12 protein-coding genes are annotated in these 15,234 nt (G+C 69.4%); 4 read left to right on the top strand and 8 right to left on the bottom strand.

Annotated elements, in window-relative coordinates:
• Positions 1-32 precede the first annotated feature (32 nt).
• Positions 33-1,409, top strand: coding sequence for an MATE family efflux transporter (locus tag DX912_RS11605; RefSeq protein WP_115842681.1), 1,377 nt, complete (start codon positions 33-35; stop codon positions 1,407-1,409).
• 120 nt (positions 1,410-1,529) lie between these two features.
• The gene (gene sppA, locus DX912_RS11600) at positions 1,530-3,413 is read left to right on the top strand and encodes a signal peptide peptidase SppA (RefSeq protein WP_115842680.1); all 1,884 of its coding nucleotides are present in this window, start codon (positions 1,530-1,532) and stop codon (positions 3,411-3,413) included.
• 82 nt (positions 3,414-3,495) lie between these two features.
• On the opposite strand, the gene DX912_RS11595 is transcribed toward sppA, so the two are convergent.
• Positions 3,496-3,723, bottom strand: coding sequence for a hypothetical protein (locus DX912_RS11595; RefSeq protein WP_115842679.1), 228 nt, complete (start codon positions 3,721-3,723; stop codon positions 3,496-3,498).
• Positions 3,724-3,817: 94 nt separating this feature from the next.
• Here DX912_RS11595 and DX912_RS11590 point away from each other — a divergent pair, with 94 nt between their 5' ends.
• Both DX912_RS11590 and DX912_RS11585 read left to right on the top strand, forming a co-directional pair.
• A complete protein-coding gene (locus DX912_RS11590) occupies positions 3,818-4,594 on the top strand; it encodes an SDR family oxidoreductase (RefSeq protein WP_115842678.1) in 777 nt (258 codons plus the stop codon).
• A 265-nt stretch (positions 4,595-4,859) separates the two neighbouring features.
• Positions 4,860-6,854, top strand: coding sequence for a protein-L-isoaspartate(D-aspartate) O-methyltransferase (locus tag DX912_RS11585; RefSeq protein ID WP_115842677.1), 1,995 nt, complete (start codon positions 4,860-4,862; stop codon positions 6,852-6,854).
• On the opposite strand, the gene DX912_RS11580 is transcribed toward DX912_RS11585, so the two are convergent.
• The 7 genes from DX912_RS11580 to DX912_RS11550 all read right to left on the bottom strand — a co-directional run bounded on the left by DX912_RS11580 (position 6,851) and on the right by DX912_RS11550 (position 15,204).
• Entirely contained in the window at positions 6,851-8,743 is a 1,893-nt protein-coding gene (locus DX912_RS11580) for a CocE/NonD family hydrolase (RefSeq protein ID WP_115842676.1), read from the bottom strand. The two genes, DX912_RS11585 and DX912_RS11580, sit on opposite strands and share 4 nt — an antisense overlap.
• Positions 8,744-8,877: 134 nt before the next feature.
• Positions 8,878-9,492 carry a DUF4124 domain-containing protein gene (locus DX912_RS11575; RefSeq protein WP_115842675.1) on the bottom strand — a complete coding sequence of 205 codons (615 nt, stop codon included), beginning with the start codon at positions 9,490-9,492 and terminating at the stop codon, positions 8,878-8,880.
• Positions 9,492-10,211, bottom strand: coding sequence for a DUF4124 domain-containing protein (locus tag DX912_RS11570; RefSeq protein ID WP_325050573.1), 720 nt, complete (start codon positions 10,209-10,211; stop codon positions 9,492-9,494). The genes DX912_RS11575 and DX912_RS11570 overlap by 1 nt, the downstream gene beginning before the upstream one ends.
• Positions 10,212-10,308: 97 nt before the next feature.
• Entirely contained in the window at positions 10,309-10,872 is a 564-nt protein-coding gene (tsaC, locus tag DX912_RS11565; RefSeq protein ID WP_115842673.1) for an L-threonylcarbamoyladenylate synthase type 1 TsaC, read from the bottom strand.
• Positions 10,873-10,999: 127 nt separating this feature from the next.
• Positions 11,000-13,504 (bottom strand): DNA topoisomerase I, encoded by a 2,505-nt coding sequence (locus DX912_RS11560; RefSeq protein WP_115842672.1) that lies wholly within the window; start codon positions 13,502-13,504, stop codon positions 11,000-11,002.
• A 208-nt stretch (positions 13,505-13,712) separates the two neighbouring features.
• Entirely contained in the window at positions 13,713-14,633 is a 921-nt protein-coding gene (locus DX912_RS11555) for an RDD family protein (RefSeq protein WP_115842671.1), read from the bottom strand.
• A gap of 82 nt (positions 14,634-14,715) precedes the next feature.
• Positions 14,716-15,204, bottom strand: coding sequence for a DUF494 family protein (locus tag DX912_RS11550; RefSeq protein WP_115842670.1), 489 nt, complete (start codon positions 15,202-15,204; stop codon positions 14,716-14,718).
• Positions 15,205-15,234: the final 30 nt, after the last annotated feature.

Here is a 15,234-nt window from a genome sequence, read left to right as displayed (position 1 = left end):
GCGCGGCCGCAGTCGTACGTCTGGTTTCCACGATGTCCCTTTCCTCCGTCTCGCCCGGCCGCAACGGCCTGTCCGGCGAAATCCGCACCACCGCCATCCTCGCCGCGCCGCTGGTGGGCGGGCATGTGTCCACGGGCCTGATCGGCTTCGTCGACAACGTGCTCGCCGGGCACCACGGCACGACGACGCTCGCCTCGGTCACCATCGGCACCGCGCTGTGGTGGCTGCCGATGATGGTGCCGATCGGCACGCTGCTGTCGGTGCCGCCGTCGGTGTCGCAGCTGGATGGTGCCGGTCGCCGTGAGGACATCGGCGGCCTGTTCCGCCAGGCGTTGTGGCTCGCGCTGGGCCTCGGGCTGGTGCTGTTCGCCTTCCTCACGCTGATCCCGCACGCACTCGGGCCGATGGGCATCGCGCCGGAGATCATCCCGGGCGCGACCGATTTCCTGCACGGCATCCGGTGGGGCGTGATCGCGCTGACGCTGTTCTTCTGCATGCGCTACCTCAGCGAGGGACTGCACTGGACCCTGCCGACGCTGGTGCTGAGCGCGGGCGGTCTGCTGATCCTGCTGCCCATCGGTTACACGCTGACGTTCGGCAAGTTCGGCTTCCCGGAAATGGGTGCCGGCGGGCTCGGCATCGCGTCGGCGATCATGCTGTGGGCGCAGGCGATCGGCTTCTTCATCGTGCTCAAGCGGTCGCGTCGCTTTGCCGACCTGAAGCTGTTCGAGCGCTTCGACGCGCCGCACTGGCCTACGATCCGCGGGCTGCTCGCGACCGGCCTGCCGATCGGGGTGACGGTGCTGATGGAAGGCGGGCTGTTCATCGCCACCGCGCTGCTGATGGGTCGCCTGGGCCAGGTGCCGGCGGCGGCGCACCAGATCGCCATCAACCTCTCGGCGCTGTGCTTCATGGTGCCGATGGGCCTGGCCGAGGCGACGACCGTGCGCGTCGGGCATGCGCTGGGTCGCGCGGACTTCCACGGCGTGCGCCGCGCGGCAAAGGCCGGCTACGCGATCGTGATCGGTACGCAGCTGTTCTCCGGCATCGTGCTGCTGACCTGCAACGACCTGCTGGTCGGCTTCTACACGCGCGATGCGGCGGTCGCGACGCTGGCGGCCTCGTTGCTGCTGTACGCCGCGGCGTTCCAGTTCCCCGACGGCGTGCAGGTGCTCTCCGCCGGCGCGCTGCGCGGGCTGAAGGACACGCGCGTGCCGATGCTGCTGGCGGCCGTCGCCTACTGGGGCATCGGCATGCCGCTGGGCGCCGGGCTCGGACTGGGCCTGGGCTGGGGCCCGCGCGGGATGTGGATCGGCCTGATCGCCGGCCTGACCTTCGCCTCGGTGCTGCTGTGCGTGCGGTTCGTCCGGTCGAGCCATCCGGACCGCCTGATGATGCGGGGACCGTAGGTCGCGAGCCGCCCTGTCCGGTCCCGCGGATCACGAACCCGCCATACGGTCCGTGTTACGAATGGCGGGTGATTCCACGCCCGCCCGCGTTTAGGCTGGCCGCGTGATCCAGGAGAACGTATGAACGACATGCCGCGTCGCGGCCCCATCGCCCGCTTCTTCGTGGGCGTGTGGGATGCGATGAACTTCACCCGCCGTCTGATCCTCAACCTGCTGTTCCTGCTGCTGCTGTTCGTGTTCCTCGCCATCCTCATGGCCGGCCCCCGCAACAAGCCGCTGCTGGATCGCACGACGCTGGTGATCGCGCCCGAAGGCAACCTGGTCGAGCAGTTCAGCAGCGATCCTCTGACCCGCGCGCTGGAACGCGCCCTGGGCGAGAAGGGCGGCGAAGTGCAGCTGCGCGACCTGGTGCGCGCGCTGGATGCCGCCGCCAAGGACAAGCGCGTCGAACGCGTGGTGCTCAACCTCGACAAGCTGCAGGCCGCCGGCATGGCGTCGCTGCGCGAGACCGCCGGCGCGATCGCGCGCGTGAAAGCCAGCGGCAAGCAGGTCGTCGCGTTCTCCGAAATGATGGACCAGAAGCAATACCTGCTCGCCTCGCAGGCGAGCGAGGTCTATCTCGATCCGATGGGCGGGATGCTGCTGGAAGGCCTCGGCCGCTATCGCACGTATTACCGCGAAGGCCTGCAGGACAAGCTCGGCGTCGACGTGCACCTGTTCAAGGTCGGCGAGTACAAGTCTGCGGCGGAGCCCTACGTGCTCGATGCGGCTTCGCCGGAGGCGAAGGAAGCCGACCTGTACTGGATGAACGACGTGTGGCAGCGCTACCTCGCCGACGTGGCGAAGGCGCGCAAGCTCGACGCGGCGAAGCTGTCGCAGCAGATCGACCAGATGCCTGAAGGCATCGAGGCCGCCAACGGCGACCTGGCGAAGTTCGCCGTCGCAACGAAGCTGGTGGACGGCCTGAAGACGCACGAGGAAGTCGACGACCTGCTGCGGCAGCGCGGCGTCGCCGACGACGACGCGCCGGGCGGCTATCGCCAGGCGTCGTTCGACGAGTACCTCACGCAGATCGACAGCGGTCTGAGCGCGGTCGATCCACGCCCGCAGGTCGCCGTGGTCGTGGCCGAAGGCGAGATCCGTGGCGGCGAGCAGCCGCCGGGCACCGTCGGCGGCGTGTCCACCGCCGAGCTGCTGCGCGAAGCGCGCGACGACGACAACGTCAAGGCGGTCGTGCTGCGCGTGGATTCACCGGGCGGCGAAGTGTTCGCCTCCGAGCAGATCCGCCGCGAAATCGTCGGCCTGAAGAAGGCCGGCAAGCCGGTCGCCGTGTCGATGGGCGACCTCGCCGCATCGGGCGGTTACTGGATCTCGATGGACGCCGACCGCATCTACGCCGACGCTTCGACGATCACCGGCTCCATCGGCATCTTCGGTCTGATCCCGACGATCCCGCGCGCGCTGGAGAAGATCGGCGTGCGCAGCGACGGCGTGGGCACGACGCGGTTCGCCGGCGCGTTCGACATCACGCGACCGCTGCAGCCCGAAGTCGGGCAGGTGATCCAGTCGGTGATCGAGAAGGGCTACCGCGATTTCACCGGCCGCGTCGCCACGGCGCGCAAGAAGCCGGTCGAGCAGGTCGACGCCATCGCACGCGGCCGCGTGTGGACCGGCGCGCAGGCGAAGGAGCGCGGCCTCGTCGACGAACTCGGCGGCGTGCACCAGGCGATCGAGTTCGCGGCCAAGCGCGCCGAGCTGGGCCAGCAGGGCGACTACCAGGTGCGTTACATCGAGAAGGCGGCGACGCCGTTCGAGCGTTTCTTCACCGGCTTCATCGCCAGCCGCGCCGGCGGTGCGCTGATGCGCGATTCGGATCTGGCGCGCAGCCTGATCGCCAAGGCCTCGCCGCAGACGGCGAAGGACCTGCGCTTCCTCGAAAGCTCGATCACGCCCACGCGTGGCGTGCCGGTGAAGGCGCTGGCGTACTGCTTCTGCGGGTTCTGATCCGCGAACCTCGCGCAGAGACGCAGTGAACGAAAAGGCCCGCCGATGGCGGGCCTTTTTGTTTCCACGTGGTAGATGACGATCAACCGCCCGCGGCCTGCTCCTGCGCGTCGATCGCAGCGCGTTGCGCCTCGGCGGCGTCCTGCACCTGCTTCTCGACGTCCTTTGCCTTGTCGATCGGTGCCTTGATCGCGTCGCGCAACTGCGTCGCCTGCGGTTCCACCGGGCGTTCCTTCTCCGGCGGCTGCGGTTTGGAGCAACCCGCGAACAACGCCATCACCGTCATTGCCAACAGCAGCTTCCGCAACATCCGCGCATCCTCGTGGCCGGGTCTGCGGGCTATGCTACGCCGGCCGCCGCGCGCGGCAAGCGACCGGCATGTGCCCACAATCACGGAGACGGCGATGGATCCCAAGCGTTGGCGCCTCGACGGCCAGCTGGCCCTGGTCACCGGCGGCAGCGCCGGCATCGGCCGCGCGGTCGCACGCGAGCTGCTGGGTTTCGGCGCCGACGTCCTGCTCGCCGCGCGCGATGTCGCCGGGCTCGACGCGGTGCGCGCCGAGCTCATGGAAGATTTCCCCGAACGCGACGTGCAGGCCTTCGTCGCCGACGTCGCCGACGACGAGCAGCGCCGCGAACTGCTCGACTGGGTCGAGGATTTCGGCGAAGGCCTGCACATCCTGGTGAACAACGCCGGCGGCAACCTCACCAAGGCCGCCACCGACTACACAGAGGACGAGTGGCGGCAGGTGTTCGAAGTGAACGTGTTCTCCGCGTTCGAACTGTCGCGTTACGCGCATCCGCTGCTGACCAGGCATGCGTCGTCGAGCATCGTGAACGTCGGCAGCGTGTCGGGCACCACGCACGTGCGAACCGGCGCGCCGTACGGCATGAGCAAGGCGGCGATGCACCAGATGACGCGCAACCTCGCCGTCGAATGGGCCGAAGACGGCGTGCGCGTGAACGCGGTGGCGCCGTGGTACATCCGCACGCGCCGCACGTCGGACAAGCTCGCCGATCCGGATTACCTGGACGAGGTCCTGCTGCGCACGCCGCTCGGGCGCATCGGCGAACCGGAGGAAGTCGCTGCGGCGATCGCGTTCCTGTGCCTGCCGGCCGCGGGCTACATCACCGGCGAATGCATCGCCGTGGACGGCGGCTTCCTGCGCTACGGCTTCTGAATGCGCGCGACATCGCGTCTGCCGAAAACACACGCATAAAAAAACCGCCAGGCGGTGCTGAATCGCCTGGCGGTCGTGACAAGCGGAACGCTTGTCGGTTGCCTGTCGAGGATCATGAACTTTCGTTCGTGGGACCTCCTTTCCAGGCACGTGTAGCCTACCGCGTGCGACGGAACGAACAGGTGAAGGGTTCGCGCCGCGCGCGTGACCGGCGCATAACATGCGCGTGGGCATCAATGGGGCAGCCCACACGCGACAGGACGAGATGGCCGCATTCGATGCCGCGCGCATGCGCATGGTGCGCAGCCACCTGGCAGCGCGTGGATTGCGCGATGCACGCGTGCTCGCCGCGATGGCGGAGGTGCCGCGCGAACGCTTCGTCGAGGCCGGCATGGAGGAGTTCGCCTACGAGGACAGCGCGCTGCCCATCGGCGAGGGCCAGACGATCTCGCAGCCGTACATCGTCGCGCTGATGCTGGAAGCCGCGCACATCGAACCCGGCGATCGCGTGCTCGAAGTCGGCACCGGATCGGGGTATGCCGCGGCCGTGATGTCGCGCCTCGCGCGCGAGGTGCACACCATCGAACGCCATGCCTCGCTCGCCGACGAAGCGCGTGCGCGATTCGCGCAGCTGGGCTACGACAACATCGACGTCCACACCGGCGACGGCAGTCGCGGCTGGCCCGACGCCGCGCCATTCGACGCCATCGTCGTCGCCGCGGGCGCACCCGCGCCGCCGCAGGCGTTGCAGGCGCAGCTCGCCATCGGCGGGCGACTCGTCATTCCCGTCGGCGACGACGGCGACGTGCAGGAGCTGACGAAGGTCGTCCGTACCGGCCAGGACACCTTCGAACGCGAAGACCTCGGCGCGGTGATGTTCGTTCCGCTGGTCGGCGAGCAGGGCTGGGCCGAGGATGGCCGCCGCGCGGCGAGCCGTCGCGCAACCCCAGCGCGCGCGGACGATGCCGCATCGCTCGTGGCCGAACACGCCATCCCGCTGCCCGCTATCGACGAGGAAGCCTTCGCCGACGCGTTCGAACGTTTCGCCGACGCGCGCGTCGTGCTGCTGGGCGAATGCAGCCATGGCACATCGGAGTTCTACGCCGCACGGGCCGCGATCACGCAGCGGCTGGTCGAGCGGCATGGCTTCACGCTGGTCGCGGTGGAAGCCGACTGGCCCGACGCATCGGTCGTGAATCGCCACGTGCGGCACCTGCCGCCGCGGCCGCACGGCGCGGTGTTCGCGCGCTTTCCGACGTGGATGTGGCGCAACCGTGAAGTCGCCGCGCTCGCCGGCTGGATGCGCCGCTACAACCAGGGACGCGAATACACCGAGCAGGTGGGCTTCTACGGCCTCGACATCTACAGCCTCGATGCATCGATCGAGGCGGTGCTCGACTACCTCGATCGCACCGATCCGGACGCAGCCGCCGTCGCGCGCGAACGTTACGGTTGCCTGACGCCCTGGCAGAGTTCGCCGGAAGTCTACGGTCGCGCCGCGCTGCGCGCGGGGCACGCGATGTGCGAGGAAGCGGTGGTGCGGCAGTGTCGCGACCTGCTCGACGAACGACTGGGCGATATCGACGAACTCGAGCCGGACCATCTCGACGCCGCGCAGAACGCGCGCCTGGTCGCCTCGGCCGAACGCTACTACCGCGTGATGTACTACGGCGGCGCGGAAAGCTGGAACCTGCGCGACGAGCACATGGCGGACACGCTCGACCTGCTGCTGCGCGCGCACGGCCCACGTTCGCGCGCGGTGGTGTGGGCGCACAACTCGCACATCGGCGACGCGCGCCACACCGACATGGGCCAGTCGCGCGGCGAGCACAACATCGGCCAGCTCGTTCGCCAGCGGCATTCAGGCGAAGCGGCGCTGATCGGCTTCGGCACGCACGCCGGCACCGTCGCCGCCGCGCACGACTGGGGCGAAGAGATGGAAGTGATGGACGTACGTCCGTCGCGCGCTGGCAGCGTGGAGCGGCTGTGCCACGACAGCGGCATCGAACGCTTCCTCCTAGACCTCCGCGAAGGCCATGGCGAGGCGCTGCGACACGCGTTGTCCGAACCGCGCCTGCAGCGCTTCATCGGCGTGATCTACCGCCCCGACACCGAGCTGCAAAGCCATTACGCGCGCGCATCGCTCGCGCGGCAGTACGACGGTTACGTCTGGTTCGACAAGACGCAGGCGGTGCATGCGATCGCCGCGCCGGAACGCGACGACACGCAGGTGCCGGAGACGTATCCGTTCGGCGTCTAGCGCGGCCCCGGGAACGTCCTCTCGTCCGGCACCGGAAGGTCGAGCACGGGGATCTCGACGAAGCTCACCGCATCGCCGCCGTGGAAGACGCGGTTCAGCGCTTTCGACGGGACGCTTTCGTCGTAGTTGCGACCGCCCGTGCCGAGATTGCGCTCCAGTCGCGGGAAGCTGGAGCTGCTGATGTCCAGCCGGATGCGATGGCCGCGGGGAACGAGGTAGGCGATCGACCGCATCGGCACGTCCAGCACGTAACGCTGGCCCGGCGTCATCAGGCTCGGGCGTTCGACGCCGTCGCGGTAGCGTGCGCGCAACGCGCCTTCCTGGATGTTCGTCGCGCGGCCGTCGGGCCACACGTGCACCAGGCGCGCGACGAAGTCGGTATCGGGCGCGGTCGACGACACCACCAGCTGCGCGCTGAGCTTGCCGACGATGCGCAGCGGCTGCTGCAGCGGCGCGGAGGTGTAGACGAGCACGTCCTTGCGCGTCTCGACGTCGCGCTGGTCGACCGGGCCGGCGCGCTGGTTCGGATCGCCCGTGCAGCACAGCGGGCCGCCGCGCGAGGGAACCGGATCCGTCGGATCGTGGATGAAGTCGTCGGAGCGGATCTCGCGCGCGGCTTCCAGCGCGAGCACGCCGTCGCCGTCGCGACTGTTCGCGTGGCCGTTGCTCGACAGGTACCACGACTGCGGCCGCGCTTCGGCCGGCGGCCATTGCGTCGCGTCCAGCCAGCGCTGTTCGTTGAGCACGAAATAGCGATACGGCGGCAGCGCCTTGAGGCCGTCGCCGCGCCCGCGCAGCCAGTGGTCGAACCATGCGAGGTAGTAGTCGCGATACGGCTGCGCCGCGTTGCGCACCGGCAGTTCGCCGAACTTTCCCATGCCGACGACGAGTTCCTGTTCGCAATGGTTTCCCGGCGCAATCAGCACGTGCTGCGCGCGCGCCGCGTCGGGCGAATGCCGGCGCACGGATTCGGTCAGCGCGAGCGTGCCGGCCAGGCTGGGATCGCCCCAGGTATCGACCACCAATGCCGGCGTGGTCGGGCGGTCGTCGGAGAACACGTAGTCCAGCGCGCGCCAGCGTGCGTCGCCGAGCGGCGTCTGCAGGAAGTCCTGGAAGCCGTTCGCCCCGGGCCGCACGCGCTTGACGACGTCGATCGCCGGCAGTGTCGGCAGCGCCGATGCCATGTCGAGGTCGTTCGGCCACGGGCGGTGGTCGGCCTTCATCCCGTGCTTGGCGAACCAGCCCGCCGCACCCGCCAGCTGGAAGACGCCGCCTTCGAACGCGCCGAAGTAGCCGGCTTGGCCGTCCACGTCGCCGGCCGCGCCGCCGGCGGCAATCGGGATCATCGCCGCATGCGCGGGATGGTTCGCTCGCGCGAGCGCGTATTGCAGTTCGCCCAGCGCCGAGCAGCCGATCGTGCCGACCTTCCCGTTCGACCACGGCTGGCGGACGATCCAGTCGAGCGTGGCGACGCCGTCGCCGGTGGCGTGCCGCCATGGCAGGAAGTCGTCGCCTTCGGATTCGAACTTGCCGCGTACGTCCTGCAACAACACGGCGTACCCGTTGCGCGCGAAGAACAGGCCTTCGCCGATGGCCTCGCCGTAACGGCGGCGGTCGTAGGGGAGGCGGACGTAGACCGTGGGCAGCGGGCCGTCGACGTTGCGCGGGCGATACAGCGTGCCGGCCAGGTGCGTGCCGTCGGGCATCGCGATGCGGATGTCGTCGTCGATCTTCACGCCGAAGACGAGCGCACGCACCGGCTGCTGCCAGTGCGCGGGAATGCGTTCTCGCAGGACGAACAGTGCGAGCGCGGCAAGCAGCAGCGCGGCCACGATCAGGGCCGACACCGTCCACCAGCCGAGCGCGGGGCGCACTGCGGACAAGTCCATCTCCAAGAGTCTTCCCTTGCGCTCGTGGCGGCCTCGGGACGGCCGTCCGGTCGTGCGGCGGGGCCGCCGCTTCGCCCTGAGTTCAAACGCGTGCGGGGCGCGCCGGCGGCCAGCGCTGCGGCGTCACGACGCCGTCAGGGCGTGCAGGTGCTGTCGGCAAGGACGCGCCGGATGCGTTCGGCTTCTTCCGGGGGGACGGCGTCGCCGCCGCCGAACGTCGCGCGCGCATCGAGCTCGCGCACGCGCTGCCTCCACGCGTCGCACAGCGCGGTCTCGGCGACGGGCTGGCACTGGTCGTCCATCATCTGGCATGCGGCGCCGCCGGCCATCGCATTGGAACCGTCGAGCCCGGTCACCTGCATCGGCGCGCAGCGCGGTGGCGGTTGCGGGTTCTCGCCGAAGTAACGCGTGTTGTCCCAGGTACGGCATTCGAACAGCGCCGGCGGCGGTTGCTTCGGCGTGGCGACGGCTTGCGGCGGTGGCGTGGGTGCGGGCGCGGGCGCGACGACGGGCGCGGGTTGCGGTGGCGGCGAAACCGCGGGCGGCGCGACCGGCGCGGGCGCCGCAGCGGGCGCCGGCGCCTCCATTACTTTCTTCTGCTGCTTGCTGCCTTTGGGGCAGGGCGTGCCGTTCTGCAGCGTGACGGCGCCAGACGCATCCGTGCAGCGATAGATGACGAGTTGCGCATGCGCGGCGGGCATCGCCAGGACGAACGACAACGCGAGCGTGCCGATGTGCAGTCGCCGCATCAACCGCCCCCGCAGTCGCTGGCCAGGCGCGCATCGATGCCGCGCTGCCGGCGATCGATGTCGCCGCGTTCGCTCTGCAGCGCGCTGTTGTAGCGACGGCCGAGTTCCCAGCGTTCGTCGCGAAGGCGCGCGCAGACTTCTTCCTGCGGCAGCGCGTGGCATTCGTCGTACACCCAGGTGCCGGCGCCGTAGGAATCGACCGCGTACCCCGGCGGCGGCACGTCGTGCGGCGGACGCGGCGGCGGGCGATCGCCGATGCTCACCGAATAGCGGCCGTCGCCACCGTTGAACTGGCCCTGCACGTTGGCCTGCACGCTGCCCGGATAGAACTCGCGGCGCGGCGGCAGCAGGCCCGCATAGCCGGGATAGCCCAGCGTCCACAGCGGCACCCAGCGCGGATTGCCGGCGCTGGTGTCGCTCAGATAGCGGTTGCCGTCGGGCGTGACGCATTCGTACATCGGCCGCGCGGGCGCGCTGACGAGATAGCGTGTCGCGGGCTCCGCCGCGGCCGGCGTCGCCTTCGGTGCGGAAGCGGCGCGGCGCACGGCGGGCGGCGCGTCCTTCGGGCGCTGCATTTCCTTGGTCTGCTGCGTCTCGCCCTTTTTGCACGGCGTGTCGCGCAACGCGAGCTGCCCGTTCGCATCGGTGCAGCGGTAGATCGTGATCTCCGCCGCGGACGCAGCCACCGTCGCGAGCAGCAGCGGGAAGGACAGGGTCACGATGCGGAGAGCCGGGCGCATGGGCGCATCTTGCGTCGGCCGGGGTGACGAAGGAAGCGCGATGCGCGGCGGCGGCGGGTCCAGCGCTGCCGTGTGTTCAGGCGCGGATCTGCGCGCCGGTGCGGGCGTCGCGGATGGCGGTCGGCGAGGCGAGGCCGCCTGTTTCGCCGGTCGTGACACCGTCCAGCAGCGCGAGCACGCGTGGATCCAGCGCCTCGCGCGTGAACGCCGGCGGCTCGCCGGCCAGGTTCGCGCTCGTCGACACCAGCGGCCCGCCGAACGCCTCGCAGAGCGCGATCACGTCCGGATGCGCGCTCACGCGCACGGCGACGCCGTCGTGTGAGCCGGTGATCCAGCGCGGCACGCGCGGCAGCGTGGGGACGATCCAGGTGTTCGGGCCCGGCCAGCTGGCGAGCACCGTTTCGCGCTGCGGCGCGGTGAGGGCGTCCCAGTCGAGCAGCCCGTCGAACTGCGAACGCGCGCTGGCGATGAGGATGACGCCCTTGTCGACCGGCCGCTGCTTGATGGCGAGCAGCCGCGTCACCGCCGCTTCGTCGAACGGGTCGCAGCCCAGCCCCCAGACGGCTTCGGTGGGATACGCGACGACGCCGCCCCGGCGTAGCGCGGCGGCGGCGTCCTTGAAGGTCAGCGGCGTGGACATGGCGCGAGGATAACGCGTGCGTCGATACACGCCAGGGACAGCCTCGGCCCCACCGACGCTGCCAGCCTGGATCCCGGCTTTCGCCGGGATGACGTCAGAGGGGGTCAGCCAGAGAAGATGAAGGCGTTTACGCCTTCGCCTTCTTCACGACCTTCTTGGCGGCCGTTTTCGCAGCGGTCTTCTTGGCGGCGGTGGTCTTCTTCGCAGCCTTCTTGGGGGTCTTCTTGGCCGCAGCCTTCTTCGCCGGCGCCTTCTTGGCGGCAGGCGCCTTCTTCGCGGCGGCTTCCTTCTTCACCTTCACCGCCGGTTCCTTCTTGGCGGCCTTCTTGCCGAAGCCGCGACGAACCGGCTTGCCTGTGTCGGCGAGGAACTGCGTGGTTTCCTCCAGCGAGAGCGAGGCCGGCTCGCGATCCTTCGGAATCTTGCCGTTGAGCTTGCCGTCGCTGATGTACGGCCCGAAGCGGCCGTTGAGCACCTGCACGTCGCTGCCATCCCACTGGCGGATGATGCGGTTGCGCGCGATCTCTTCCTTCTGCTCGATCAGGAACACCGCGCGCGCCAGGTCGATCGTGTACGGATCGTCTTCCTTGGTCAGCGACGCGTACGTCGTGCCGCGCTTGGCGAACGGACCGAAGCGGCCGATGCCGACGCTGACTTCGTGGCCCGCGTTCTCGCCGAGCTTGCGCGGCAGCTTGAACAGCTCCAGCGCGTCTTCCAGCGTGATGGTGTGCATCGACTGGCCCGGACGCAGCGACGCGAATTCGAGCTTCTCGTCGGTGTCCTTGTCGCCGATCTGCGCGTACGGCCCGAAGCGGCCCAGGCGCACGCTCACCGGCTTGCCGCTCTTGGGATCGGTGCCCAGTTCGCGCGCGCCGGTGGCCTCGGAACGGTCGACCGATTCGGTCTTGTCCTCGACCAGTTCCTTGAACGGGCCCCAGAACTTCTCCATCAGCGGGACCCATTCCTCCTCGCCGCGCGACACCGCATCGAGTTCGTCCTCGAGCTTGGCGGTGAAGTCGTAGTCGACGTAGCGCGTGAAATGCGAGGACAGGAACTTCGACACCGCGCGGCCCACGTCGGACGGACGGAAGCTGCGGCCTTCCATCTCGACGTACTTGCGGAACAGCAGCGTCTGGATGATCGAGGCGTAGGTGGACGGACGGCCGATGCCGTATTCCTCAAGCGCCTTCACCAGCGCCGCTTCGGTGTAGCGCGGCGGCGGCTGGGTGAAGTGCTGGTCGGCGTGGATGCGGTCCAGCGGCACGCGGTCGCCGGTCTTCATCGCCGGCAGCTTGCGGCCTTCGTCTTCGTCGTCCGCGGTCCTGGTGTCCTTGCCTTCCTCGTATGCGGCGAGGAAGCCCGGATCGACCACCGTCGTACCCGAGGCGCGGAAGGCGTGCTCGCTGCCGGCGGCCAGGTCGACCGACACGGTGTTGAGCGTGGCCGGCACCATCTGCGAGGCGACGGCGCGCTTCCACACCAGCTCGTAAAGCTTGCGCTCGTCGTCGCTGAGGTAGCGCGCGACCGACGACGGCGTGCGCAGCGCGGAGGTCGGGCGCACGGCTTCGTGCGCTTCCTGCGCGTTCTTCGACTTGTTCTGGTACGTGTTGGGCTTGTCGGGCAGCGCGCGCGTGCCGTAGTCGCGGGCGATCACGTCCCGGATCTCGCCGATGGCGTCCTGCGACAGCGTCACCGAGTCGGTACGCATGTAGGTGATCAGGCCGACCGTGCCTTCCTCGCCGATCGCCACGCCTTCGTACAACTTCTGCGCGACCTGCATGGTCTTGCGCGTCGTGAAGCCGAGCTTGCGCGAGGCTTCCTGCTGCAGCGTGGAAGTGGTGAACGGCGCGGCCGGGCGGCGCTTGCGCTCTTTCGATGCGACGTCGGTGACGTGCAGCGCGCCGTTGGCGGCGGCCGTGATGCGCTTGCGGGCGTCCTCGGCGGTGTCGCCGTCGGTCACGGTGAACTGCTCGAACTTCTTGCCGTCCAGCTTGATCAACTTGGCGGTGAAGGCCTGCGTCGGATGCGCGCACTCGGCCTCGATGGTCCAGTACTCGCGCGCGACGAAGGCTTCGATCTCCTCCTCGCGCTCGACGATCATGCGCAGCGCCGGCGACTGCACGCGGCCGGCCGACAGCCCGCGCTGCACCTTGCGCCACAACACCGGGCTCAGGTTGAAGCCGACCAGGTAGTCCAGCGCGCGGCGCGCCTGTTGGGCATCGACGAGGTCGGAGGCGATCGCGCGCGGTTGCGTCATCGCTTCCTTGATCGCGCGCGGCGTGATCTCGGTGAACACGACGCGCTGCAGCGTCTTGCCTTCGAGCAAGCCGCGCTCCTTCAGGATTTCCGCGATGTGCCAGCTGATCGCCTCGCCTTCACGGTCCGGGTCGGTCGCCAGATAGAGCGCGTCGGCACCCTTGGCGGCCTTGGCGATGGCGTCCACGTGCTTCTCGTTCTTGTCGATCAGGTCGTAGCGCATGGCGAAGCCGCGCTCCGGATCGACGGCGCCTTCCTTGGGCACCAGGTCGCGGACGTGGCCGTAGGAGGCCAGGACGGTGAAGTCCTTGCCGAGGTATTTGTTGATCGTCTTGGCCTTGGCGGGCGACTCGACGATGAGGAGATTCTTGGCCATGGGGGCTCCGCAGGACCTGTCCCGGTGCTGCGATGGGGGCGGATGGGGGCGGATGGGGGCGGGAGAAGACTACGCCCGCGGCATCCGGCGCGGGCGTGCGGGGGCTTCTCTTTTTCTATTGAGGCCACGCGCCGCCGGGCGCTGTCAAGCGCGGCGGCGTGAAGCCGGGATGGGCGCCGCGCTGCGGCCTGCCTGTTCAGCGTGCGGCTCAGCCTCCGCCGACGGCCCGGCGGACGTACTCCTGGTAGGCCGGGATCGCGACGGCGAGCAGGATCCCGGCGTACGCCACGACCGCCAGGCCGCCGAGGATCAGCAGGACCAGCGCCACGGTGCCGAGCCCGCGGCGCTGGCGGTCCGGATGCGCCGTGTAGGCCCAGCGGTCGACCACCAGCGTGCCGGCCACCATGTCGTGCAGGCCGCGCTTGCGGTCAGTGAACCCGGCCATGAAGTAGCCGATGTACATCGTGAGGTAGCACAGCAGGTGCGAGGCCCAGCGGCCAAGCGCGCGCCCGCGGCTCATGCGGCGCCCGGCATCGTCGGTGACCTTGATGCCGACGGCCATCTTGCCCAGCGTGGCCTGCGTCGCGGACGACTCCAGGCTGACGTAATAAAGCGCGCTGACGATCGGGTAGGCGAACACGGCCACCACGCCGATCAGCTGGGCGGCGCCGGCCGAGCCGGGGCTGCCACTCAGGGCATCCGAGAGGCCGATGCTGAAGGCGATGACCGCGACGATCAGCAGTACGTAGTACGCGAGGGTGACGACGAGCGAGTCGATCATCAGCGCCGCCAGGCGTTTCCAGAAACCGGCGTAGACGACCTCGCCGGCAGCGGCGTGGTAATCGCCGGCCTCGCTCAGTTCCGCACGTGGCGGCGCATAGGGCGAGGTGCGATCAAGGGCGTCGCCTGCCACGGCCGCGGGCGCCGCGTAGGCAGGGGAAGGCATTGCGATTTCATCGAGGCTCAGGGAATCGGAAAACCGGTCGAGCGGCAGCCAGTCGCGCGCCCCGACGTGCCAGGCCAGCGTGTCGCGCTGTACGCGGCCTTCGCGGTAGGCCTCGCGTACGTCGTCGGCCCCCAGTGGACCCACGCGGCCCTGACCCGGCAGGTGGTAGTACCAGTCCGTCATGCGAATCCCCTGATTGTTCGGCGGGCCATGGTGGCCCGACCGGCTGCGCCTCCCCAGGCGCGCTACGGACGTCCGGCGATGCTCAGTGCACCGGCTCGGGTTCGTCCTCGAACATCTGCGTTTCCATCCAGGCGTAGGCCGCTTCGGACCCCGGCTGGTTGAACAGCACCATCAGCACGACCCACTTCAGGTCGTCCAGGTCGATCTCGTCCTGGTCCAGCGCCATCGCGCGGTCGAGCACCAGCTCGCGCTGGCCGGCATCGAGCACGCCGTGCTGCTCCAGGAAGAGGAGGAACCCCCGGCATTCGACGTCGAGCTTGTCGAGTTCAGGGCCGAAGAACACGCGGACAGGACCGTTCGCGCGCGGGGCGCTCGCACTGGGCCGTTGCTCGGCCAGCGCGTCGAGCCATTCGAAGGCCTTGTTGATCTCGGCCGGGCTGAAGCCGGCTTTGCCGAGTTCGTCGAAGAGGGGGCCGCTGCGGAGTGAATCGCGGTCGCGGACGAGATCCGCGTCGTCGGTGAAGTAGTGCTCGAACAGGTAAAGCAGGACGTCCAGGATGCTCTCTTTCATTTCCCTCGGCCTGCGCCGCACGCGGCGCGG

This window comes from Lysobacter soli, assembly GCF_003382285.1.
In the GTDB taxonomy this organism is placed as follows: domain Bacteria; phylum Pseudomonadota; class Gammaproteobacteria; order Xanthomonadales; family Xanthomonadaceae; genus Lysobacter_J; species Lysobacter_J soli.
This window is presented reverse-complemented; position numbering and strand designations above follow the sequence as displayed.

Coding starts and splice junctions, on each gene's coding strand:
- DX912_RS11580 (WP_115842676.1), bottom strand. CDS start 8,743: ATGGACTTGTCCGCAGTGCGCCCCGCGCTCGGCTGGTGGACGGTGTCG.
- DX912_RS11575 (WP_115842675.1), bottom strand. CDS start 9,492: ATGCGGCGACTGCACATCGGCACGCTCGCGTTGTCGTTCGTCCTGGCG.
- DX912_RS11595 (WP_115842679.1), bottom strand. CDS start 3,723: ATGTTGCGGAAGCTGCTGTTGGCAATGACGGTGATGGCGTTGTTCGCG.
- DX912_RS11560 (WP_115842672.1), bottom strand. CDS start 13,504: ATGGCCAAGAATCTCCTCATCGTCGAGTCGCCCGCCAAGGCCAAGACG.
- tsaC (WP_115842673.1), bottom strand. CDS start 10,872: ATGTCCACGCCGCTGACCTTCAAGGACGCCGCCGCCGCGCTACGCCGG.
- sppA (WP_115842680.1), top strand. CDS start 1,530: ATGAACGACATGCCGCGTCGCGGCCCCATCGCCCGCTTCTTCGTGGGC.
- DX912_RS11550 (WP_115842670.1), bottom strand. CDS start 15,204: ATGAAAGAGAGCATCCTGGACGTCCTGCTTTACCTGTTCGAGCACTAC.
- DX912_RS11585 (WP_115842677.1), top strand. CDS start 4,860: ATGGCCGCATTCGATGCCGCGCGCATGCGCATGGTGCGCAGCCACCTG.
- DX912_RS11605 (WP_115842681.1), top strand. CDS start 33: ATGTCCCTTTCCTCCGTCTCGCCCGGCCGCAACGGCCTGTCCGGCGAA.
- DX912_RS11555 (WP_115842671.1), bottom strand. CDS start 14,633: ATGACGGACTGGTACTACCACCTGCCGGGTCAGGGCCGCGTGGGTCCA.
- DX912_RS11590 (WP_115842678.1), top strand. CDS start 3,818: ATGGATCCCAAGCGTTGGCGCCTCGACGGCCAGCTGGCCCTGGTCACC.